The following is a 21,487-nucleotide window of genomic DNA, read 5'->3' as shown; positions in this document are numbered from 1 at the left end:
ACAAAAACATCCTGTTGCGATTTGCGCGGTTTCTTGAAAATGCGTTGACAATGATTGTTCTTGTTTCTAATATTCTTACTTATTTCTTACTATATGAAGGGAGTCTTTATGGAGAAAACAAGGCTTTCCAGCAAAGGGCAAGTGATTATCCCCAAGCATTTACGCTCGGCCTATCATTGGCAAGTGGGTCAAGAGCTGTCTGTGATCGATACGGGTGACGGCATTTTGTTTAAGGCGAAAACACCTTTCAGCGAAACGAATCTGGATGACGTGGCGGGTTGCCTGGCTTATCAGGGACAGGCTAAGTCACTTGATGAGATGGCACGTGCGATTAACCAAGGTCTGAAGGCGCAATTGGATGATTGCGATTGATACCGATGTCGTAGTCCGCTTATTGACGCGGGACGATGCGGCTCAGTATGAAAAGGCCTATCAGTTATTCGAGAAACAGAATGTATTTATCGGCGATACCGTCATTCTCGAAACCGAATGGGTGCTGCGGTTTGCGTTTAAGATAATCCAGGTTGCGCCACAGCCGGGAATACTGTTGATATTCCGCGCGATGCGCAAAAACCAGGCTACAGCTTCTTCGGCCAGTACGGTATTTTCTGCGGTAGAACGGGGTTTTCTGGCGGATTGTGGCTGATTCCCGATTGGTCGGTGATTTCGACTGGCGACAGAAAAGTACGCAATTCGTAAATATGCCGAAGATAGCCCTGATATTTAATAAGGCTATGTCATCGTTAGTTAGTGGTTGTCATGTAACCCAATGAATTTAAATAAAAATATCAATTATTGGTTTTTTGGCTAATGGCTTGTTTATAAATGATAAATAGTGTTTATTTGCAGTGACCAACAATTAACGATGACATAGCCTTTAATAAACTGTCGCTGTAATTGTCGCCGTAATTGCAACTGACATGCTTAACGAAACAGCGGAAACCTATTGAGAAGTGGGTCAAACTCGAATTCCGGCTCCGGCAAATGGAAGTTTTTCAGCCATACTTTAAGATTTCTCACATCCTGAAATACCTGTAAATCGTTTTGGATGCACTTAAGTTCTGCCTGCATGGCTTGAATGTCGTGTTTGAGCAGCGTCACAAGGCGATTTGGAGAGAGCGGCTCAAACGGTGAAAGCTGCAACATCATGCGGATTTGCTCTTCTTTAAGCATGACTTCATCTTGCAATTCTGCCAGTTGATCACTGAGGATTTTATTGTAATGTTTGAGCCGTTCGGTACTCAGGCTGCCGAGTTTATTCTGATCGATTTGCTCGACGGCGAGTTGTAATTCCAATAGTTTCAGCAAATCTTTATTGCTGTAAGCGACTGTAACTTGCTGCATGAGCTCGGTTTTGCGTTCACGCTCTACGGGATCCTGCTCACGGTCGGGGTGCAAGGCGCCGGTGAGCTGGCGGTAAACAGCCTGGATAGATTTGCTGACATTAGCAGCTTCTTCCGCTTCCCTGGCTTCTTTTGCCAATTGTTTGGCGGATTTTTTGCGTTGAGGGCGAGCGGCTGCGGCCGCTTCTGCTTCGGCCTCCAGCTGTTTGACTTTTGCAGCGAGACGTTCAGCGGTTGTCTGTGGATTTTGCAGGTCGATATCATCATCGTCTAAATCTACACCGAACTCTTTTTCAAACATGGATTTCATGAACTCGTTTGCCACGCCCTGTTCTTTTGCCGCTTCGTTATCGTAATCGCTTTCCGTGTATTGGTTATACATGGCTTTTAATTCGGCATTATCGTCACCGCATAGTAATTCTTCGCAGAGTTCCACGATGAGGTACGTGAGTTTTTCCTGTTGGATTTTGGTGAATTTATTGCTGGTAAATTGCTGATCCAGCAGTTGCACCATCGCCGTTTGCTGTTCTTTCATGCTTTGTTTTAACGGTGCCAGCTTCTCGATAGCGTCACGACGGCAACGCTCGAACATTTCCTGCCATTCCGCCAATAGTTGTTTTTGCGCATCGATTTTTTTGATCAGATTGTTGAATTTCTTTTGCGCAGGTGACAACACAGCTTGCGCAGGTGCTATTTTGATATGGACGATTTTTTTAGCGGACATAGGGCTTTCCTGACAGGCTTTTGCGGTTAGTGTGACATTAGATGGTTTACAGTAACAGTTTACTACATACAGAATATGCGTGACTTTGAGTGAGTAAACTGGAGATTTTGATATGAACAGCGGCGTACCATTTAGCATGACATCTGGATTGCAAGCGCCGTAGGGAATTATGGACGCAGCCTTCAAAACAAACGATGCAGCAAGACGTGAATTGCGCCTGCGAATTGATTATGCGAGTATCGGTTGCGCTGTACACAAAATTACTGACTTTAGTTATCCGATAACAATACGCACAAACTCCATCTTCATCAATTCTGAGAATGCCCAGAGCCACCAGCCATTTGTTTCCTAATGTCGCTTGGAGAAGCAGGATCCGCTTCTCTAAGTCGTCTTTTTGCGATTATTTGCTGTTGACCGAACCATGCCCGTCGTTTCTTCATCCAAATAAGGATACCGGTCACGGACAGCATAACGATGACCAGACCGAGCACGCAAACAAAAATCCGCCACGGCAGGCCAAATACGTTTGCCATATGCAGCGCATAGAGCCAATGAGTGACGGTATTGCCCGCATACCGTCCGGTTGGCAGCACAAGTAGCCTGAACTCACCGTTATCCGCATCGAAAAGCAGCATTGTTCTGCCTCGCCGGTCGAGAATATCACGCGAACTTCGCACGATATAATTGTATGCACCGCGATCTCGTTCGAGTCGTAATGCCACCACTTGTTCAACAGTAAAATCATGCAGTTTGGCCTGCTCTGCCATCAGTTTCTCGCTAATTTGCTGCGCTTCAGACCAACCCAGTCCGGGTTTATTGAGGGGCTGATCCAGTTTTGGTAATTCCGTCCATCGCTCTTTGTACTCAAACACCGCGCGTGTCGTCCAGGTATAAACCGTATCCCACAGGTTCATATAAACGCTGGACCAAGCAAACATTAACAGCGCTACCCACAACCACAAACCACTGGCGCGATGCAGGTCGAAGTTGAGTTTGTACGCGCTCGACCGCCCACGGATTTTCCAGGCAGGCAACCAGCGCTGCCACCAGTCAGGATCATTTGTTTTCGATAGGGGAAGACATGCTGTTGAAGGGTGTTTACGCCGTTGTGGCAATGTCAGGTAGAAGCCAATAAAACAATCGAATGTCCAGATCAGTGCGCAAATACCCAGCACCCACATGCCAAATGGACCCAGCGCCAGCTCATAATGCAGTTTGTAAATGAACGGCATCAGATTGATGATCCCTTCGGAAATTGCGCCGAACTGACGACGCGCGAGCTCCTCCCCGGTATACGGATCGACGATGATTTGATCGAATCCCAGTGCAGCAGTTTGCCCACTCCCATCTTGACGGAGACGAACACTCACCAATGTCGCGCCCTGATTGGCTTCCATCAGCACAGCATTGACCTGGGCATTGGGCATGCGCTGCTCTACCAGCTCGGCCAATGTGGCAGGGCCAAGTTTGGCTGGCAGAGTCTGCTTCGGATAAAACTGCGGATTAAGCATCCGTTCCAATTCAGGATAAAATGCAAGCAAACTTCCGGTAAATCCCACCACGATCAAAAAAATAGCCATGGCCAATCCGGCCCAGCGGTGCAGCCATACCCAAAAATTACGTCGCATTATCATCCTGTCCAACCCCTTTTGTTACATCGACACAACCCGAATGACATCACGTTATATCCGGGTTGCGCTGCCATCGAGAATTAAATTTAATACTGAAGCCGTATGGAGCCCATCACCATTAATGGTTCGGCAGGTAAATTTGTTCGACGGCTTCTTAAATAATAATATTTCTCATTATTTATATTGTTGAGGTTAAGCTGTGCGGTTAATAAGGTTTTGCCCAGTTTCTTTCTGTAGGCCGCCATCAAATCCAGTTGTGCATACGCCCCGTCAGAAAAACTGTTAGCGGCGTCGCCGAAACGGCGGCTGGCAACAAAAACCCCGCCACCTACAGTGAAACCTTTTAAGAATCCATAGTTGAAGTCATATTTCAACCACAGACTGCCCTGATGCTCAGGAACATAAGGCAATCGATTTCCAACATTGCCCGGGCTGGTTGGGTCATCGAGGACTTTGGTATGGGTATACGCATAAGTTCCGATCATGCTCAGACCTCGATAAATTTGCCCTTGCATGTCGAATTCGACCCCATTGCTTTTGCCACGAACAGGCACCGTTGACAATATGTTCTGACCATTTGGGTCGGTAAAGCGCTGGGTTTTTTGCAGATCAAAATAAGCTGCGTTGGCAATCAGTTTGCCGTCGAAGAATTGAGCTTTCACGCCACCCTCATACTGGGTTGCCGAATCAAACTTGAAAAGCCTTTCCTGGCCACTATCGTAAGCAAACGCAGGGCCAAAAGATTCGGAGAAATTACCGAATACCGATAACCAGCTTGCAGGTTCGTAGAGAATGCCGACTCTGGGACTGACAAAACCATCATTACGAGCATCTTTGTGATTGGGTGCCCACCAGCTCAGATTCTGTCTTCTATCCACCCAATCGTAACGGAATCCCCCCAGAATATGAAAGTTCCCCCCAAACGTTATCTGATCCTGTAGATAAATTGCCTTCGAGGTGCTATCGGTGCTGGCATGAAAACTGTCAGTTGGTAAATTGCTATATTGATCAATCGGTAAATTCGAACGGCGAGGATCAAACGTAAAAATATTGACGGTATCCGCTGCACCATTGGCAATATCATAATTGAAGTGAGCCGTGTAGTACTCTCCGCCAAATAACACTTTGTGCTGGATGCCATAGGTCTCAAAATCAAAGATCCCGTTCATCCAGGCAGTAAGGGTTTCTATTTTTTCAGGGCCAAACCAGAAAAAGCGATCAACGTCCCCGATTTGCCTGCCTGAATTCAGCGGATCCAGTCTTTCAACAACTCGGCCAGTATAGATGGAGTTCCATTGCTTGCTATTTTGCGAGGCAACTGTACCCGCATTGAACCGAATTTTATCGTTTAACCGATGGTCGATCCTGAAGTCAATCAAATGAGTGGTTTGCTTATCCTGCAATCCTCTATTGGTAAAGGTTCTCGAACGTGGAATATCTGCCAATCGGTTACCAAAGGCAGGAGTGCCGTAGTCATAACCACTCTTTTCATCAAAATACTCATATGACAGGATCAGTTTTGTATCAGCAGTTGGCTGCCAGCTTAAAGTAGGCGCAAAAAAGATGCGGTCACTACTGATCAGCTGACGGAACGAATCCGTATCCAGATAGGACAAATCCACACGATAATTTAACCCATGTTCCTTACTCAACGGGCCTGTTGCACTGGCTTCGGTACGGAAAAAATTGTACGAACCAAAACGTTGCTCCACAGAATAATGAGGCTCAGAACTCGGCTGCTTGGTAACCGTACTGATTATGCCACCCGGGTCACCAAAACCGTGCAGCATAGCGGAGGTTCCTTTTAACACCTCAACCCGTTCGACATTCGCCAGATCGAATTTAGTCGCCGGAATACGGATGCCATTACGGTAATTCAACGAGCTTTGCAAAAATCCTCGAACAATGAAGCTTTGCGCACCGCCACCAAAGCCATGGAAAGTCTGGACACCGCTGACATTTTTGATCACATCCTGAAGGCGATAGGCCTGCTGATCATGCATCACACTTTTCGGCACGACCTGGATGGATGCCGGTGTTTTCATGATCGGTGTATCAGTTTTATTGACTGCCGCAGCAGTGGGAAGGGTGTAGCTGGTGTTATAGGGAGAATTCTCTTCCATCATGCCGGTGATTGTCATTTCGGGTAACTTTACCGTTTCCGTATCACGGATAGCCTGACGATTGACGGGTAAAGACTCCAACACGAAGCGACCTGGGGTGGTTTCTGCCGCCATCAGCCCACTGCCGGCAAGCAGCTGCGTAAATGCCTGCTGCGGCGTGTAATAACCATTAAGGAACCTCTGATTAATTCCCCGCAAGTAATATAATTCTGCATCAAACTTTTTCGAGAAGCTATTCATGAAACCTTACCAACAGATGAGTTTTGCTGATGCCGAATACGCCAATAAGGGCAAAGTCACGCGCCGCGAGAAGTTTCTCGATCAACTTGACGGGTTATTGCCTTGGCAGGCTATGATTGATGTTATTGAACCACACTATGCGCCAGGCAATGGGCGTGGCCGCAAACCATTTGCCTTGGAATTGATGCTGCGCGCGCATGTTGCGCAAATTATCTACAACTATTCCGATCCGGGCATGGAAGATGCGCTGTATGAGATTGAATCACTGCGCCGTTTTTGCGGCATTCGTCTGGAAGCCGTGCCGGATGAAAGCACCATTTTGCAATTTCGGCATTTACTGGAAAAACACGGGTTAATGGATCAGATCTTCCAGGTCATCAACCAAACGCTGGGTGAGCGTGGGTTGTTCTTGAAAGCCGGCACCATCGTCGATGCCAGCCTGATTGCCGCGCCGACTTCAACCAAAAATAAGAGCCGGTCGCGTGATCCAGAAATGCATTCCAGCAAAAAGGGCAATCAATGGTTTTTCGGCAGCAAGTTTCATATCGGCGTCGATCATGAAACCGGGTTGGTGCATACGCTCAAAGTAACCTCGGGGCATGTCAGCGACGTTGCCGAAGCCGCCGCCCTGCTGCATGGCGAGGAACAGTTTGTTCATGGCGATGCCGGATATCAGGGGCTGGATAAACGCCCGGAGATGCCGGCGGAAAGCCCTCCAGCCTGCGTGATCGCGATGCGTCCGGGCAAACTGGCCAGGCTCACGAAAGACGATTCCGGGGCGGCTCAACTACTGCGCGGTGCCGCCCGTGAGCTGGCGAAACGCCGCGCCAAAGTCGAACACGTGTTTCGGGATATCAAAATCCGCTTTGGGTATGCTAAAAATCGCTATCGCGGCCTGGCCAAAAATGCGGCCCGTTTGACCTTCCTGACAGCCATTGCCAACGTCATCCGTGGTGATGCTTATGAACGTCGATGTCTTGTTGCGTCTGAAATTTGAAAACAAGCCAGTAAATGAGCTTGTTTCCAGAGAGGAACGGCTGTTTTCATAAAAATCAGCGTCACTATTTGAAGTAGTGGTCAGTTTTTGAGTGACTGCCGTTCAGAATGTTTGTTTTTCAGAGGTTCCTTAACCGATGCTCCTTGCTTGCCCGCGACCAGGCTGGCATCAACTCCGACCAGTACACCAGTCTGGGTGGCCAGTTGCGTCAACGCCGAACCCAATGGTTGCGCGGGAAGATTGATTTCGACATTTTGTGCTGATGCGGATTGCGCCCAGATGAACATAAAACACGCGATGGAAAAGAGCGCACTCAAAATACGACAAATGAGTGAGATAGTTTGCTGCGGAATATCTTTTGCTGTCATGGAATTCCTCTCAGGGAGATCATAATAGAAATAGGTGCTTCTACTATCCATGACACGCGAGAAGAGAAATCGGGTAGCGCTGGCAGCAATTTTTTTTGTGGTTTTCTGGTTTGCTGATGTGAGGCTGCAAATGATGACTTGGGTTTGACCTATGCGTTGACCTATATGCCTGGGCATAGCGCCGCGATACAGGCACAATTCACAAACAATTTTTAAGTTGCAGATGGGCTACTAACAATGCCAGAATAACCCGGCAAAAGTGAAGAAAAGATGATTGCGTGTGCAATTCCAAAATATCTTAAATATGGTTTGGAGGTAATGATGAAGATTAATCCCGTATTGGGTTTTAGTTTGATATGGGTTGCAGGAATCGCGGTAGCCGAACCCCTTCCTCGTGAAGCATTTTTACCGCTTGATTTAGCCTACAAGGCGGTACAAGTGGCAATCCATACCTGCCAGAAAAATGGATACCGGGTAAGCGTATCCGTGGTCGATCGTGCCGGTGTACTGCGAGCCATGGGGCGTGATGATGGCGCGGGGCCCCACACCGTTGACAGCAGTCGGAGAAAAGCCTACACCGCAGCCAGTATGCGCCGGACAACGAGCGAGCTGGCCGGGATGGTCAGCCAGAATCCCACTCTCAAAGGGTTGCACGATATGAATGAGCAGATTCTGATTCTTGGCGGAGGGTTACCCATTGAAATTGCGGGTGAAGTCGTTGGTGGCATTGGTGTCGGAGGTGCACCCGGCACGCAGCTCGATGATGCCTGCGCCCAGGCAGGTCTTCATGCCATTAACGCCACACCTGGCTCATCCAGACAGAAATAAACTCAAACTGGTCGTTTTCTGATCCATACCAGCCAGTCAAAAGGCTGCTGGATGTTGATTGGCAGTGCGTTTTCGAGAATCTCCAATACGGCAGGCAAATCGTTACTCGGCAGCACGCCGGTGAACAGCATTTGCTCGGTCTGTGAATCGATTTTTAGCCAGCCTTTGTGATAGCGTGCCAGCTCAGTAATCACATTCTCTAATGGCACATTTTCAAAGACGAGTTGTGCTTGTGCCCAGCTGGTAGCGTGCGTATCAGCGATTTCCACCGGGTAAATGCGCTTGCTGTCGAATTGGATAGACTGACCGGCTTCAAGCGTAACCCGTTCACCGGGTTTGGCATAGCTTGCGGTCGCAACTCGTGATTCCATGACAGTAACGCGACTGCCACGACTTGACTGTTCGACGCTATAGCGCGTACCCAATGCCTGGGCCGTACCATCACGGTTCTCGATGATAAATGGACGTGGGCTGAATGAATCGTCGACAGTCACTTCCGCGAGCAGCCGTCCACTGTGCAAAATGATGCGCCGCTGCTGTTTATCGAAGGCAATGTCAATTGCGCTGTTGCTGTCAAGCGTGACATGGCTTCCATCTGCCAGTTCGATACGACGAATCTCGCCGGTAGCGGTGCGTTCATCCGCCAGCCACTCGGAAAAGGGTAGCCAGCAAAGACTGCCGAGCAGCAGCAATACCCCCAGCTGGGCATAGGTTTGCGTGGGCGATTTTGGCTGAGATGGCGTCACGCCATTCCAAAGACTACTGACCTGCTCAAAAACCTGGCGATGCGCAGGGGATTGCGCCAGCCATTGCTCGAATGTCTCGCGCTGTTCATGGGTCGTCGATGTATCCGTCATCTGCACCACCCAATAGGCGGCCTGTTCATTCAACAGTTTCCCGTCCATACTGCCGTTCTGAACTCCATTTTTACGCATCGGCCAGCACTTTGATCTGATACAAACGGCTATGACAGTAAGCAAGCGACTTAATAAGATGCTGCTTAACCCGGCTTTCAGAAATCCCCATCATTTTTGCGATTTCGGCATAACGCATGCCGTCGACCCGCGCCAGCAGAAAAGCTTGCCGCGAGTGCGCATCAAGCTCTTCAATGAGCATCAGCAAGACCTGTTCCAGCAACTGGCGCACAGCGCAAACATGAGCGACATCCCCATTGGATTGATCACCAAGCAACGTGGATATACTGGCGAGTACCTCCGTTTCGACCCTACGCTTACGATAAAAATTGAGCATCAAACGATTAGCCGTCACCAACAAATAAGCGCGCGGCTCCCGCAGGCAGGGCAGCACTGGCAAGGATAACAACCGCACAAAGGTATCCTGCGAAAGATCCGCCGCCTGATGCGGGCAGCTCATCTTCTTCTTGAGCCAGGCATAAAGCCAACCATGATGTTCTCGATAAAGCACATCGATAAATGCAACAGCAGCAGTATCTGTAACAGGAGTCATGAATTGAATAATGGTTAGCGAAAGTCTAAAACCCGCAACCGGGAAACAAGTCATATGGGTGCAGTTCTGGTAATTATTACCGAATGATACAAAAGATGGAATGTGACAAATTGTCGCACCATTGTGAAACGTAACTGCCCTGCTTATCTGCAGCATCATTTATAGCAGCAGCCTGGCAGACCAAGTCACGCTGAAATTGAATCTATGTATCCATTGACGGAGAGTATTTCGCTAACTAGACTAGGTAGCCTGGGCCAATCTTAAGAGAAAGAGACGGTCTAATTATGCTCATGGTAAACATCCATGGAACCCAAACATAATTGTCGCTTTTTTGTCTACAGGCTACGGCCAAAGATTAGGATTCACAGCTCAACTTTTTTAAACTATGAACGATCTTATTTGAATACCAGCCTATGTCCAATGCTCGAAAAATTGTCGTTTTTACAGGTGATTTATCCCACGCGGTACGCAGAGGTATCGTCAATATCGATCAGGCAATATCTGATTTATCGTGGCTTGTTGTCGTTCATGCGCCGATCAAAACTCCAAAAATTTTATTGCGCAATCAATGGCGCAACTTACGCTATCACGGCTGGCGCTGGATTCTTTATCAAACACTGGATATTGTGCAACTTCTGTTGAACCGCAGCACTTCAGATATCGCCCCAGCTGCTCCCGGTTATCGCTACACGTTCGCGGCATTAAAGCAGCGCGCTAATGTACAGATTGTGACCGTCGATGACATTCACGCCGACAACAGCTTAAATATAGTTAGGGAATTCTCACCGGATCTGGGTTTGTCACTAGCGGCGCCGATCCTGAAAGGATCGTTGTTTAACATTCCAAGACTGGGCACCTTGAATTTGCATAAAGGCAAAGTACCTGATTTCAAAGGTATGCCGCCTGCGTTCTGGGAGCTACACCACGATGTGCCCAGCGTAGGCTGCACCGTACACTGGGTGGAAGCCAGACTGGATGCCGGTGCGGTGGTCAAGCAAGTCAGCGTGCCACGAGCACCTTATTCCACATTGAAAGGCCTGCAATTAACCCTGGATGAAACCGGCATCGAACTAATGAAACAATCCGTACAGGATGTCCTTAATGGTACCGCCGCCAGCACACCACAGGCTGCTGGTGGTCATACTTATAAAAAACCGACTTTAAGTCAGGTCGCTGCACTCAAACGCAAGCTCGCTCGACAGCAACAGCAAACACGGTTCAGCCCTAAGTTGATTGCTTTTATGGGTTACATTCTGTTAAACAAGCTGTTTCTACATAGATTGATGGCACCGCGTATCACCGTTCTGTTGTACCACCGAGTGACTGATGATGCCCGTGACAACCTGAGCGTAGGCATTGAACAATTCGACCGGCATATGGCATTGATCCGTAAATATTGCACAATTTTGTCTATCGAACAGATCGCCGCAACCAGTACCATCAGCCACAGTGCCAAACCATTGGTGTGCGTAACTTTTGATGACGGCTATCTGGATAACTTTGCCAACGCCGTGCCTATACTTACCAAACACGGTATTCCGGCTGCATTTTTCGTATCAACCGGCATGATCGATAACGATGGTATTTTTCCACATGATATTCGCCGTGGTAACGATAAAATCCCGGTAATGAACTGGTCGCAATTGCAGCAGATGCACGCCGAAGGCTTTGCTATCGGCTCGCATACTGTCAACCATATTGATTGCGCAAAGGAAACCGCAGAGCGGGTATGTGACGAGCTGCGTGTATCCAAAAACCGCTTACAACAACAACTCAAGCTACCGGAAGTGTTGTTTGCCTACCCATACGGTGGTCGTCAACACATGACTGCCGAGCGCCTGGAGCTGGTTAAGCAGGCCGGCTACAGCGCCTGCCTATCAGCATACGGTGGTATCAATGTGAGCAGCATGGATCGCTTCAATATTATGCGCAACGGCATCCATTACGAATTTTCTGATCTGGCTTTACTGTTTAAATGTCAAGGGCTGCGATGAGTTCAGCTAACCTGCTGCTGATCATCGTATGATTCACTATCTGGTGATTCCGGTGATTAGTGGCATAAAAAAATGAGGTTTATCTAATAAATTAAACTTTTTTTCTTACTGGATACAAAAACTGGCAGACGCCAATAACTCATGCAGTTTTACCGAATACGTACATAACCCTTCCAGTCAGCAATGCTGGTCTTCCATTTTCACGCTTGTGCATACCCATTTCCATAAATCACACCGCTGCACTTTGCAGCTTATCCAGATCACCCTGCCCCGCTATGCTTTGTTTGTATTCTGATGTGACAATTTGTCACATTTACAACTGAACTTACTAATTTTACAATTCCCGGCTACTCCAGAAAAAAGCGTAATCATGCATAGTTTTTATTGGTCAGCTTTCATTTTGATGGAGCAGGTTTTCGCTGTATCAATAAAATCCCCTATTAATATTTACAGATATGAGATAGTTAAAATGAAATTAAAAGGTTTTCTACTAAATGAGAAAAGATTATTGATCGTGCTAATTCTTTTATTCGGAGTTAGCCTCAATGTTGATGGGCACGGCGGCGAGGATCATTCCGGGTCTGCAGTTGTGCCTGGTCTTCCGGATTGTCAAATACTTACCGCCACACGGTTATTTGACGGCGTCAATTTTCCTCAGGATAACAAGGCTGTTCTTATCGAAGGAAATATGATTAAGCAAGTCGGTACGTTGGCAGAATTAAGTAGTCAATGCGCAAATCAATTGGATCTCGGTGATTCAACGATATTGCCTGGATTTATCGAACGTCACGGTCATATTACATTTCAGAGTGTCAACAAAAGTATTGTGCTGAAAAATGGCATCACGACAGTGCAGGATGTCGGCGGTCCATTGAAGGCCACGGAAGGCGGCGAAGGAACACTGCGATTATTGAGTGCAGGACCCATTATCCAAGCTGTTAATGGTTATCCACTTAATATTTTCGGCGGCGATAGCGGTCTCGATAAAATTGGTATTGCCGTTTCATCGGTAACCGAAGCTGAATCAGTCGTGCAGAAATTGGTGACAGGTGGCGCATCCGCTATCGTCATTTCGTTAGAACCCGGTGGTGAACCGGGCAGGCATTGGATGACCCATGGCAATCCGATTCCGGATACCCCTTGGCCAATACTGTCTGCAGAAATCACTCAAACGATCGTGACCAAAGCACACGCACTTGGAAAGCGTGTAATGGCATTTGTAGGCGAGGAAACCGGCTTAACCCGGGCTTTGGATGCCAATGTCGATGAATTGGTGCATATACCATGTGCTGAGATCAGCGATGAATTACTACAGCGAGTCGCGGATAACGGCGTAACGGTTGTTACCACGCTCGACACTCATTCAACGTGTGAGCATATATTTGCCAATGCGGCTGGATTGGGTATGAAAGGTGCCCAAGTAGTTTATGGTTCCGAAATCGCACATGATGATGTTCCCTGGGGAATTAATGGGCAGGAGTTGCACACCATGCTACAAGCGCTGAGCGGTGAATCAATCGATTTCACGGATGTTGTCAATATTCTTAAAGCTGCAACGTCAAAATCTGCGGAAGATCTGGGCATTCCGGGTTTAGGCACATTGACAGCGGATGCACCGGCAGATTTGATTGCTGTTCGCGGCAACCCGTTTGAAAAATTCAAGATCCTGGAATACCCGGATTTGGTTTTGTCCGGTGGACGCGCAGTTGTTAACAACTACATCAATCATTATTCTGAGGAAAAGATTAACTGCTTTTTTAATTGGGCGGAAGAGCAATATTCCGGATTCTTGGCACCTGCGGGCACAACCACCGAAACCTTCGGTATTTACAGCTATCGCTATTATCCGAATACCAAGGCTTATTTGGGCGTTTCCTCGGCTGACCACCATCTGTATTACATGAATGAAGAAGATGGCTTACTGCACGATCAGGGTTTGTTGGTTAATTGGCTGCCAGTATCTAAATGTAATTAGCAGGGCAATCCGATATCAGAATTACATACACTATGAGCCGGCACACTCCAAGTCTCAGGTCATACCCGACAAGTATTGAAATTTTATATAGGGTAGAACAATCGTAACCGTCCAACGCTCCCATCTACGCAATCACAATTTTCTGGATTATTCTCCTCTGCATTACCTTACAGGAGGATAAGCCATGGCATTACAGGATGATAAGCAAAAGCATATCAGCAACTGGCAGGCGAGCGGTTTGTCGCAGGCAGCCTATTGTCGGGCGCGGGGGTTGAATGCGAAGACGTTTGGGAATTGGTTGCGCGCTCACCGGCGCGGGCGCGATGATATCAAGCTGCCAGCCTTGATTCCGGTTGCGATCAAGCCGACAGCAGCGTCAGTAGAAGTATTGCAGCTTCGCTGTCGCGGTACGCATGTGCTGGAATTACCACTGAGCGTTTCCCCGCGATGGTTGGGAGAATTGCTGTCATGTCTGGGTTGATTGCGCACGCGGGTAAAATCTGGCTGGCGGTCGATCCGGTGGATATGCGTCGCGGCAGTAACCGTCCAGCGCTCCCATCTATCTTTCCTGCTGTTTAAGTGATTGAATGAACGCTGGTGTAAGCGGCAGCAATTCATCGATGCGGTTATTGGGCCAGGTGGGTAGTTTGGCGAGTGTGTCTGCAAGCCATGCGGCGGGATCGAGTTTGTTGAGTTGCGCGGTACCGAACAAGGTTTGAATGGCAGCGGCGCGTTGACCGGCACGTTCCGATCCGGTGAATAGCCAATTCTTTTTACCGATTGCGATCGGGCGGATGGTGTTCTCCACCGGGTTGTTGTCGATCGGAAGAAAGCCGGTTTGTGCGTAGCGGATGAGGCTTGGCCAGCGTCTGAGGGTATAGTCGAGTGCTTTGGCGGAGCCGCCGCCATTTGCGGTCTGGCTACGGGTTTGCATCAGCCAGTCATGCAATGCATGCAGTGCGGGCAGGCTTCTGTCTGCCCGCAGTTGCAGGCGATCTTCGATGCTCAGGTCTTTGCCTTCTGCTTCGATTGCGTATAAGACGCTGATGCGCTGTATCGCTGCCAATGCCATCGTGCTGGCATTGGCCTGGTGCAGGTCGAAGAATTTGCGTCGCGCATGCGCCCAGCACGCCAATTCGACACAAGGCGATGTGGCTGTGGAAAAAAGTGCTTTATACCCAGCATAGTCATCGACCATCAGGTGTCCTTGCCAATTTTGCAGAAAGTGCCGCGCATGCTGACCGCTACGGCCGGCTTGATAGTCGAAGACGATGATACGCGGCCCGGGCTCAAGATCATTGCTGCGGTAGGCCCACAGGTAGGCTTTACGGGTTTTGCCGCGACCGGGTTCCAATTGTGCAACTGGTGTTTCATCGGCATGCAGCGTGTTGCCCTGCAGTAGATGCCAGGTTAGGCGATCGACCAATGGTTGCAGGGCTACGCCGGTACGGCCTACCCATTCGGCCAGGGTGGAACGGGGCAGCGTGACCTGGTCACGGGCAGCAATCTGCTCCAGGCGATAAAGTGGCAGGTGATTCAGGTATTTGTTTGTCATCACCCAGGCAAGCAAGCCCGGGGCGGCCATGCCGCCATCGATGACTGCCGGTGGCACGGGTTCTGCCGTGATGGTTTCACAGGATTTGCAGGCGTACTGTGGGCGAATGTGGCGATGAACGAAGAATCTGGCGGGTTCCACGTCAAGCTGCTCGGTGATGTCTTCTCTGATGTTCGTCAGATCGCAGCCGCATCGGTCACATTGGCAGGATGCGGGTTCATGCCGGTGTTCGATGCGCGGCAGGTGATCTGGCAGCGGCTGACGACCGGCGCGGGTACGCGGCACTTTGGTGGTATTGGGGGTGGTGTGCTGTTGATCTGTTCGATTTCAGCCTCAATGGCCGTGATATCGGTCAGCGCCGATTCTTCAAACAAAGAAAGCTGCCTGGGTGACAAGGCAGACAACGCTTCATTTTTCCTGCCAATCGGATACGGCGCAGATGCGCCAATTCCAGGGTGAGCGCCTGAATCTTGAGTTCCAGCGCATAAACCGTCTGCTGTGTTTGCTGGGTCAGATCAAGCTGAAATGCCTGAACCAGATTGACCACCTGTTGTTTGGTGGCCGTATCGAGGTTAAGTTGATCCAGTTGCGCCAGTGAATTCATGAGACGAATTATACCACGAACTCACAATCAACCGACTGTTAATAAACAACTATTGCATATTTTCTACACCTGAAAATGCCATTGTGGCAGCGCCGATAAACGCCGCCAGTCTACGCCGGCAATCAACCATTCCCACTGCGATAGCGCTAACTCGACACACGCCGCATCCTGCCTCGGCCAGACAAACCGCCCCTGATGCAGGCGGCGCTGACATAACCACACCCCCGTGCCATCCCACAGCAAGACCTTGATGCGATTGCCCGCGCGATTGCAGAATATGAACGCCGAACCCGCGCAGGGCGGGTGACCCAATACCTGCTGCACAATCATCGATAAGCCATCCATGCCGCGACGCATATCCACCGGGTCGACCGCCAGCCAGATCTTACCCGCGTGCGCAATCAACCCAGACATGACAGCAATTCTCCCAGCCATCGCGGGGAAACGCTCAGTGGTAATTCCAGCACATGCGTACCGCGACAGCGAAGCTGCAATACTTCCACTGACGCCGCTGTCGGCTTGATCGTAACCGGAATCAAGGCTGGCAGCTTGATATCATCGCGCCCACGCCGGTGAGCGCGCAACCAATTCCCAAACGTCTTCGCATTCAACCCGAGCGCCCGGCAATAGGCTGCCTGCGACAAACCGCTCGTTTGCCAGTTGCTGATATGCTTTTGCTTATCATCCTGTAATGCCATGGCTTATCCTCCTGTAAGGTAATGCAGAGGAGAATAATCCAGAAAATTGTGATTGCGTAGATGGGAGCGTTGGACGGTTACGAACAATCGACTATAAAAGCTTTTTAACCGCAGCGCGCCAGCCGTTATAACGCCGCTCCCGTTCATCTTCCAGCATCGTGGGCCGAAACACCTGCTCACAATGCCAATTTTTTTGCATGACTTCAAGTCCCGGCAGCAGACCGGCGGTTATGCCGGCAAGACAGGCTGCACCCAGTACGGTGGCTTCCGTCATGGCTGGTACTTCCACTGGTCGGCCGAGCATGTCCGCAAGAAACTGGCACATGAATTGGTTGGCAACCAGTCCTCCATCAATACGAATAACGGAAGCGACATACCCGCTATCCGCTTCTATGGCCATGATCAGATCACGGGTCTGGAAACCCTGTGTTTCCAGTGCGGCACGAGTGATATGCGCCTTGGTCGTTTCAAGCGTCAGACCATCAATCATGCCGCGTACATCCGATCGCCAGTGTGGTGCACCGAGGCCGGTAAAAGCCGGCACGAAATAGACCTGGTTACTGTCCGGCACACTCAGGGCAAGTGCTTCGCTCATGGCACTATCTGAAAAAAATGTGAGATTATCACGCAGCCACTGGATTGCTGCGCCTGCCACAAAAATGGAACCTTCGATAGCATAAGTCACTTTTCCAGCGAGCCGGTAGGCAGGGGTAGTCAGCAACCGATGTTTGGATGCTCTGAATTCCTGCCCGATGTTCATTAATACGAAACAACCGGTGCCATAGGTGGATTTAACCATGCCAGGTGCAATGCATCCCTGCCCGATCAATGCCGCGTGCTGGTCACCTGCCACACCACCTATCGGAATTTCCCTGCCAAATAATGCTCTGTCAGTCACTCCAAATTCAGCAGCGTTATCCTTAACCTGGGGCAAAATGGCACTTGGAATGTCAAACAGGTCGAGCAGCTCTTCATCCCATTGCTGGATAAGAATATTAAATAACAGAGTGCGTGCGGCGTTGGTGGCGTCTGTAGCATGAACCTTCCCACCGGTAAGATGCCATAACAGATAGCAATCTATCGTGCCGAAGGCTAATTCACCATTTCTGGCCCGATCGCGTACACCTTCGATATGATTGAGTATCCAGGCAATTTTCCCTGCCGAGAAATAAGAATCCAGTAGCAAACCGGTTTTGGCTGCCACCAACGGCTCGCATCCCCGTTGTTTTAGCTGCTCGTAAAAACCGGCAGTGCGGCGATCCTGCCACACGATTGCAGGGTAAACCGGTTTTCCGGTTTCGCGATCCCAGATGATGCTGGTCTCACGCTGATTGGTAATTCCAATGGATGCTACGGATAACGCACCTTCCTGCACCTCATCAAGCACTTTGCGGCAAACTTCGAGCGTATCGTGCCAGATGGTCTCCGGTTTTTGCTCTACCCACCCCTTTTGGGGATATTGCAATACTAATTCTTTCTGGCAGGCCGCAAGCTTATTGAGATTTGAAGTGAATAATACGGCCCGAGTACTGCTGGTTCCCTGGTCAATTGCCAGAATAGTCGATCTACTGTTCATTGAGCGCCGATTCGCTGCAATTCATACCAGGAAGAACCCGTCAGCTTACTCAACCGTTACAGATTTTGCTAGATTTCTGGGTTTATCAACATCAGTTCCCTTTTGTAGGGCGACATGATATGCCAGCAACTGCAGTGGAATTGTATGCAAAATAGGGCTTAATACGCCACGATGTTCCGCCAGTCGGATGATATGCACACCTTCACTTTCCTCAATGTGGGAATCCGCATCGGCAAAGACATACAATTGCCCCCCCCTTGTACGCACTTCTTCCAGATTGGATTTCAACTTCTCCAGCAAAATATCATTGGGTGCAATAACCACTACCGGCATTTCACTATCTACCAGCGCGAGCGGACCATGTTTGAGTTCGCCAGCGGCATAGGCTTCAGCGTGGATATAGGATATTTCCTTGAGTTTGAGTGCACCTTCCATGGCAATCGGATAGTGCATCCCGCGACCCAGAAACAAGGCGTGCTGTTTCTGGGAAAAATCACCAGCCCATTGCTGAATCTGTTTTTCTGTCTCCAGCGCATGCTGAATGGCAACCGGCAAATGCCGTAATTCGGCAATCAGCTTTTGTTCCGTTTCGATTGGCAGTTTACCGCGCAGTTTTGCAAAAACTGCAGTCATGAGTAGTAATACTGCAAGCTGGGTCGTAAATGCTTTGGTTGAGGCAACTCCGATCTCGGGACCGGCTCGAGTAAGAAAGCGCAAGTCGGTCTGGCGTATCAGCGCGCTCTCTGGAACATTACACACTGCAAGACTGTGCGCATGACCGAGCGATTTTGCGTAATTCAGTGCTGCCAATGTATCTGCGGTTTCTCCAGACTGAGAGATACCAATGACGAGAGTATCGGGATAATCGATGGGGTCTCGGTAACGATACTCACTGGCAATTTCGACTTGACAGGGCAATTTCGCAATCGATTCCAGCCAGTATTTGGCGACCAACCCAGCATGAAAACTGGTACCGCATGCCAGTATCAGAATGCCTCGAGTCTTGGCAAAAATATCGACTGCCTGGTTACCAAATAACAGTGGCGAAATGGATTGCGCACCCAGAACCATTTCCAGAGTATTGGCAACAGCTGCAGGTTGCTCAAAAATCTCCTTCTGCATGAAATGTGCATAAGACCCAAGCTCAACCGCGTCTCTCGTGAAATTGATTTCATGAATGGCACGCGTAACAGGCTGCCTACCCTTACCATCAAGATTATTCGTAATCTGATAACGGTCTTGATACAGTTCGGCGACATCGCCTTCTTCCAAATAAATAATACGCTTGGTAATCTGGATCAGCGCGGAAACATCTGAAGCAGCGAAGAAACCGTCATCACTTAAACCCAGCAGCAACGGCGCACCATTCCTCGCCACAATCAACCGTTCAGGATATTGTTCTTCCATCACCGCGATAGCGTAGGCGCCTTTCAATTCTTTGATGGCTTCAGATACAGCCTGTAACAAATCCCCGTCAGCGTGCAGGTAATGTGAAATTAAATGCGCGATGACTTCAGTATCAGTATCCGACAGAAATTCAAATCCGGACTGCTGCAGGTGCCGACGCAAGCTGTCATGATTCTCGATAATACCATTGTGCACAACCGCAATTTTTCTTTTGTCACCTGACAGATGGGGATGAGCATTACGTTCGCTGGGTGCGCCATGTGTCGCCCAGCGAGTATGGGCAATTCCACTCAAACCGGAAGTATTTTGCTGAAATACCAGTCTCCCCAATTCAGCAACACGCTCAGTTGTTCGCAACCGATGCAGCCGTCCATTAGCAACTACGATACCAGCTGAATCATAACCGCGATACTCCAGTCTGGACAGCCCTTCCAACAAAAATGGAACCACATTGTTTCGAGAAACTGCACCAACAATTCCGCACATAGTCAACCTCTCGTAAATTTTTCTACAGTACTTCAGTTATGATCTTTTTGAGGGCGCTTCCAGCTTCCAATACTAGTTTGTCGCGAACGTGACAAGGTAAGCTGCTCTGCCGGGGCATCGCGTGTAATCGTCGATCCAGCACCAATGGTTGCACCCTTAGCGACTCTTACCGGTGCAATCAACTGACAATCAGAACCGATAAAAACATCATCTTCGATGATAGTACGATGTTTATGCGCACCATCATAATTGCAAGTGATCGTACCCGCACCCACATTCACATCTTTACCGATCTGACTATCTCCGATATAGCTGAGATGATTGACTTTGCTACCAGCAGATATCTGGCTATTTTTAATTTCCACAAAGTTGCCAATATGTACCGCCTGATCCAGATGAGTACCGGGACGGATGCGCGCGTAAGGACCAATTCGGCATTTTTGTCCGATCGTAGCATTTTCTATCAATGTAAATGCAGAAACGACTGTTCCAGCGGCAATGGTAGCGTTACGTATTACGCAGTTTCCCTGTATCTTGACGTCATCACCGAGCTGAACATTACCCTCAAATAGACAATTGATATCGATCTCGACATCTTTACCACAACTAAGCTCTCCCCTGATGTCTATTCTTGCAGGATCAGCCAACATCACGCCCTGCAACATCAGTTCATTTGCATAATTGCGCTGATAAATACGCTCAAGCTCAGCAAGCTGGAGCTTATTATTCACACCGCTTGGCTCCCAGCTATTCAATGGGGAAGCAGACATGACACGAACCCCATCTTTGACAGCCATAGCAACAATATCAGTCAGATAATATTCACCCTGAGTATTCACATTATCCAGTCTGGCAAGCCAGCTGGAAAGAAATTTATTGGGAAACAACATGATTCCGGTGTTGATTTCGTTGATGCCACGCTGAGCTGAGGTAGCATCCTTATCTTCAACAATAGCTTCTATATCACCCGTTTTACAATCACGCACAATACGACCATAACCAGACGGATTGTCCAGTTTCATAGTCAACAAAACCAGGCAATTTTCATGTGCTTCCCTGACAAGTAACTCGAGTGTTTCCGATCGCACCAGTGGAACATCACCAAATAGGACCAATGTGGCGCCATCGGCGTGCAGCGCAGGTAACGCCTGCTTCAAGGCATGCCCAGTACCCAGCTGCTGCGCCTGCTCGACCCAAATAAGACCAGGATCATTAATCACTGACCGTACTGAATCACCCCCATGACCATAAACAATACATATTTGACCAGGTAAAAGACGTCGTGCAGTATCGAGCACATGTAACAAAAGTGGTTTACCAGCAAGTTTATGTAATACTTTCGGCAATGCCGAGCACATTCGTTTACCTGTGCCAGCAGCTAGAATAACCACGTCAAGTCCGGTCACGAACAGAACTCCTTTTACTAAAATCTAAAGACACATTCAACCCAAAAAAACTGCAATGAAATTGT

18 protein-coding genes and 1 pseudogene are annotated in these 21,487 nt (G+C 48.9%); 7 read left to right on the top strand and 12 right to left on the bottom strand.

Annotation, left to right across the window (positions count from 1 at the left end):
- The first annotated feature begins 108 nt into the window (after nucleotides 1-108).
- Together IPG31_01605 and IPG31_01600 are read left to right on the top strand one after the other, a co-directional pair.
- Nucleotides 109-372 carry an AbrB/MazE/SpoVT family DNA-binding domain-containing protein gene (locus IPG31_01605; GenBank protein ID MBK6617097.1) on the top strand — a complete coding sequence of 88 codons (264 nt, stop codon included), beginning with the start codon at nucleotides 109-111 and terminating at the stop codon, nucleotides 370-372.
- Nucleotides 359-646, top strand: coding sequence for a hypothetical protein (locus IPG31_01600; GenBank protein ID MBK6617096.1), 288 nt, complete (start codon nucleotides 359-361; stop codon nucleotides 644-646). Before IPG31_01605 ends, IPG31_01600 begins: the two co-directional genes overlap by 14 nt.
- Before the next feature lie 278 nt (nucleotides 647-924).
- On the opposite strand, the gene IPG31_01595 is transcribed toward IPG31_01600, so the two are convergent.
- The 3 genes from IPG31_01595 to IPG31_01585 form a co-directional block, all read right to left on the bottom strand.
- Nucleotides 925-2,067, bottom strand: coding sequence for a molecular chaperone DnaJ (locus IPG31_01595; protein ID MBK6617095.1), 1,143 nt, complete (start codon nucleotides 2,065-2,067; stop codon nucleotides 925-927).
- Nucleotides 2,068-2,375: 308 nt separating this feature from the next.
- Complete coding sequence (locus tag IPG31_01590) at nucleotides 2,376-3,701, bottom strand: PepSY domain-containing protein (protein ID MBK6617094.1); 1,326 nt, start codon at nucleotides 3,699-3,701, stop codon at nucleotides 2,376-2,378.
- An 83-nt stretch (nucleotides 3,702-3,784) separates the two neighbouring features.
- A complete protein-coding gene (locus IPG31_01585) occupies nucleotides 3,785-6,061 on the bottom strand; it encodes a TonB-dependent receptor (GenBank protein ID MBK6617093.1) in 2,277 nt (758 codons plus the stop codon).
- Between the two features lie 16 nt (nucleotides 6,062-6,077).
- Here IPG31_01585 and IPG31_01580 point away from each other — a divergent pair, with 16 nt between their 5' ends.
- The gene (locus IPG31_01580) at nucleotides 6,078-7,058 is read left to right on the top strand and encodes an IS5 family transposase (GenBank protein ID MBK6617092.1); all 981 of its coding nucleotides are present in this window, start codon (nucleotides 6,078-6,080) and stop codon (nucleotides 7,056-7,058) included.
- 80 nt (nucleotides 7,059-7,138) lie between these two features.
- Here the strand turns inward: IPG31_01580 and IPG31_01575 are convergent, their stop codons facing one another.
- Nucleotides 7,139-7,426 carry a hypothetical protein gene (locus tag IPG31_01575; protein MBK6617091.1) on the bottom strand — a complete coding sequence of 96 codons (288 nt, stop codon included), beginning with the start codon at nucleotides 7,424-7,426 and terminating at the stop codon, nucleotides 7,139-7,141.
- Between the two features lie 318 nt (nucleotides 7,427-7,744).
- On the opposite strand from IPG31_01575, the gene IPG31_01570 reads away from it, so the two are divergent.
- A complete protein-coding gene (locus IPG31_01570; protein MBK6617090.1) occupies nucleotides 7,745-8,254 on the top strand; it encodes a heme-binding protein in 510 nt (169 codons plus the stop codon).
- A gap of 2 nt (nucleotides 8,255-8,256) precedes the next feature.
- Here IPG31_01570 and IPG31_01565 read toward each other — a convergent pair whose 3' ends face one another.
- Together IPG31_01565 and IPG31_01560 are read right to left on the bottom strand one after the other, a co-directional pair.
- A complete protein-coding gene (locus IPG31_01565; GenBank protein MBK6617089.1) occupies nucleotides 8,257-9,159 on the bottom strand; it encodes a FecR domain-containing protein in 903 nt (300 codons plus the stop codon).
- A 22-nt stretch (nucleotides 9,160-9,181) separates the two neighbouring features.
- Entirely contained in the window at nucleotides 9,182-9,721 is a 540-nt protein-coding gene (locus IPG31_01560) for a sigma-70 family RNA polymerase sigma factor (GenBank protein MBK6617088.1), read from the bottom strand.
- A gap of 413 nt (nucleotides 9,722-10,134) precedes the next feature.
- On the opposite strand from IPG31_01560, the gene IPG31_01555 reads away from it, so the two are divergent.
- From IPG31_01555 to IPG31_01545, 3 genes are all read left to right on the top strand, one after another.
- Nucleotides 10,135-11,715: a polysaccharide deacetylase family protein gene (locus IPG31_01555; protein ID MBK6617087.1), complete on the top strand. Its 1,581-nt coding sequence runs from the start codon at nucleotides 10,135-10,137 to the stop codon at nucleotides 11,713-11,715.
- Between the two features lie 469 nt (nucleotides 11,716-12,184).
- The gene (locus IPG31_01550) at nucleotides 12,185-13,690 is read left to right on the top strand and encodes an amidohydrolase (GenBank protein ID MBK6617086.1); all 1,506 of its coding nucleotides are present in this window, start codon (nucleotides 12,185-12,187) and stop codon (nucleotides 13,688-13,690) included.
- A 184-nt stretch (nucleotides 13,691-13,874) separates the two neighbouring features.
- Nucleotides 13,875-14,171 carry an IS66 family insertion sequence element accessory protein TnpB gene (locus tag IPG31_01545; protein MBK6617085.1) on the top strand — a complete coding sequence of 99 codons (297 nt, stop codon included), beginning with the start codon at nucleotides 13,875-13,877 and terminating at the stop codon, nucleotides 14,169-14,171.
- A 78-nt stretch (nucleotides 14,172-14,249) separates the two neighbouring features.
- Here the strand turns inward: IPG31_01545 and IPG31_01540 are convergent.
- The 6 genes and pseudogenes from IPG31_01540 to glmU form a co-directional block, all read right to left on the bottom strand.
- Nucleotides 14,250-15,849 (bottom strand): annotated as a pseudogene (locus IPG31_01540) (IS66 family transposase).
- A gap of 63 nt (nucleotides 15,850-15,912) precedes the next feature.
- Nucleotides 15,913-16,263, bottom strand: a complete 351-nt coding sequence (tnpB, locus tag IPG31_01535) for an IS66 family insertion sequence element accessory protein TnpB (protein ID MBK6617084.1) — start codon at nucleotides 16,261-16,263, stop codon at nucleotides 15,913-15,915.
- Nucleotides 16,251-16,547 (bottom strand): IS66 family insertion sequence element accessory protein TnpB, encoded by a 297-nt coding sequence (locus IPG31_01530; protein MBK6617083.1) that lies wholly within the window; start codon nucleotides 16,545-16,547, stop codon nucleotides 16,251-16,253. The genes tnpB and IPG31_01530 overlap by 13 nt, the downstream gene beginning before the upstream one ends.
- Nucleotides 16,548-16,638: 91 nt before the next feature.
- Nucleotides 16,639-18,123 carry a glycerol kinase GlpK gene (glpK, locus tag IPG31_01525; protein MBK6617082.1) on the bottom strand — a complete coding sequence of 495 codons (1,485 nt, stop codon included), beginning with the start codon at nucleotides 18,121-18,123 and terminating at the stop codon, nucleotides 16,639-16,641.
- Nucleotides 18,124-18,168: 45 nt separating this feature from the next.
- A complete protein-coding gene (gene glmS / locus IPG31_01520; GenBank protein MBK6617081.1) occupies nucleotides 18,169-20,016 on the bottom strand; it encodes a glutamine--fructose-6-phosphate transaminase (isomerizing) in 1,848 nt (615 codons plus the stop codon).
- Between the two features lie 32 nt (nucleotides 20,017-20,048).
- The gene (gene glmU / locus IPG31_01515) at nucleotides 20,049-21,422 is read right to left on the bottom strand and encodes a bifunctional UDP-N-acetylglucosamine diphosphorylase/glucosamine-1-phosphate N-acetyltransferase GlmU (GenBank protein MBK6617080.1); all 1,374 of its coding nucleotides are present in this window, start codon (nucleotides 21,420-21,422) and stop codon (nucleotides 20,049-20,051) included.
- Nucleotides 21,423-21,487 lie beyond the last annotated feature (65 nt).

The organism is Nitrosomonas sp. (assembly GCA_016703745.1).
In the GTDB taxonomy this organism is placed as follows: domain Bacteria; phylum Pseudomonadota; class Gammaproteobacteria; order Burkholderiales; family Nitrosomonadaceae; genus Nitrosomonas.
Note: the sequence above shows the minus strand (reverse complement) of the source record. Positions and strands in the feature narration are given on the sequence as shown.

Coding starts and splice junctions, on each gene's coding strand:
- IPG31_01580 (MBK6617092.1), top strand. CDS start 6,078: ATGAGTTTTGCTGATGCCGAATACGCCAATAAGGGCAAAGTCACGCGC.
- IPG31_01530 (MBK6617083.1), bottom strand. CDS start 16,547: ATGGCATTACAGGATGATAAGCAAAAGCATATCAGCAACTGGCAAACG.
- glpK (MBK6617082.1), bottom strand. CDS start 18,123: ATGAACAGTAGATCGACTATTCTGGCAATTGACCAGGGAACCAGCAGT.
- IPG31_01575 (MBK6617091.1), bottom strand. CDS start 7,426: ATGACAGCAAAAGATATTCCGCAGCAAACTATCTCACTCATTTGTCGT.
- IPG31_01585 (MBK6617093.1), bottom strand. CDS start 6,061: ATGAATAGCTTCTCGAAAAAGTTTGATGCAGAATTATATTACTTGCGG.
- IPG31_01600 (MBK6617096.1), top strand. CDS start 359: ATGATTGCGATTGATACCGATGTCGTAGTCCGCTTATTGACGCGGGAC.
- IPG31_01545 (MBK6617085.1), top strand. CDS start 13,875: ATGGCATTACAGGATGATAAGCAAAAGCATATCAGCAACTGGCAGGCG.
- IPG31_01560 (MBK6617088.1), bottom strand. CDS start 9,721: ATGACTCCTGTTACAGATACTGCTGCTGTTGCATTTATCGATGTGCTT.
- IPG31_01595 (MBK6617095.1), bottom strand. CDS start 2,067: ATGTCCGCTAAAAAAATCGTCCATATCAAAATAGCACCTGCGCAAGCT.
- IPG31_01550 (MBK6617086.1), top strand. CDS start 12,185: ATGAAATTAAAAGGTTTTCTACTAAATGAGAAAAGATTATTGATCGTG.
- glmS (MBK6617081.1), bottom strand. CDS start 20,016: ATGTGCGGAATTGTTGGTGCAGTTTCTCGAAACAATGTGGTTCCATTT.
- tnpB (MBK6617084.1), bottom strand. CDS start 16,263: ATGTCTGGGTTGATTGCGCACGCGGGTAAGATCTGGCTGGCGGTCGAC.
- IPG31_01565 (MBK6617089.1), bottom strand. CDS start 9,159: ATGGACGGGAAACTGTTGAATGAACAGGCCGCCTATTGGGTGGTGCAG.
- IPG31_01570 (MBK6617090.1), top strand. CDS start 7,745: ATGATGAAGATTAATCCCGTATTGGGTTTTAGTTTGATATGGGTTGCA.
- IPG31_01605 (MBK6617097.1), top strand. CDS start 109: ATGGAGAAAACAAGGCTTTCCAGCAAAGGGCAAGTGATTATCCCCAAG.
- IPG31_01555 (MBK6617087.1), top strand. CDS start 10,135: ATGTCCAATGCTCGAAAAATTGTCGTTTTTACAGGTGATTTATCCCAC.
- IPG31_01590 (MBK6617094.1), bottom strand. CDS start 3,701: ATGATAATGCGACGTAATTTTTGGGTATGGCTGCACCGCTGGGCCGGA.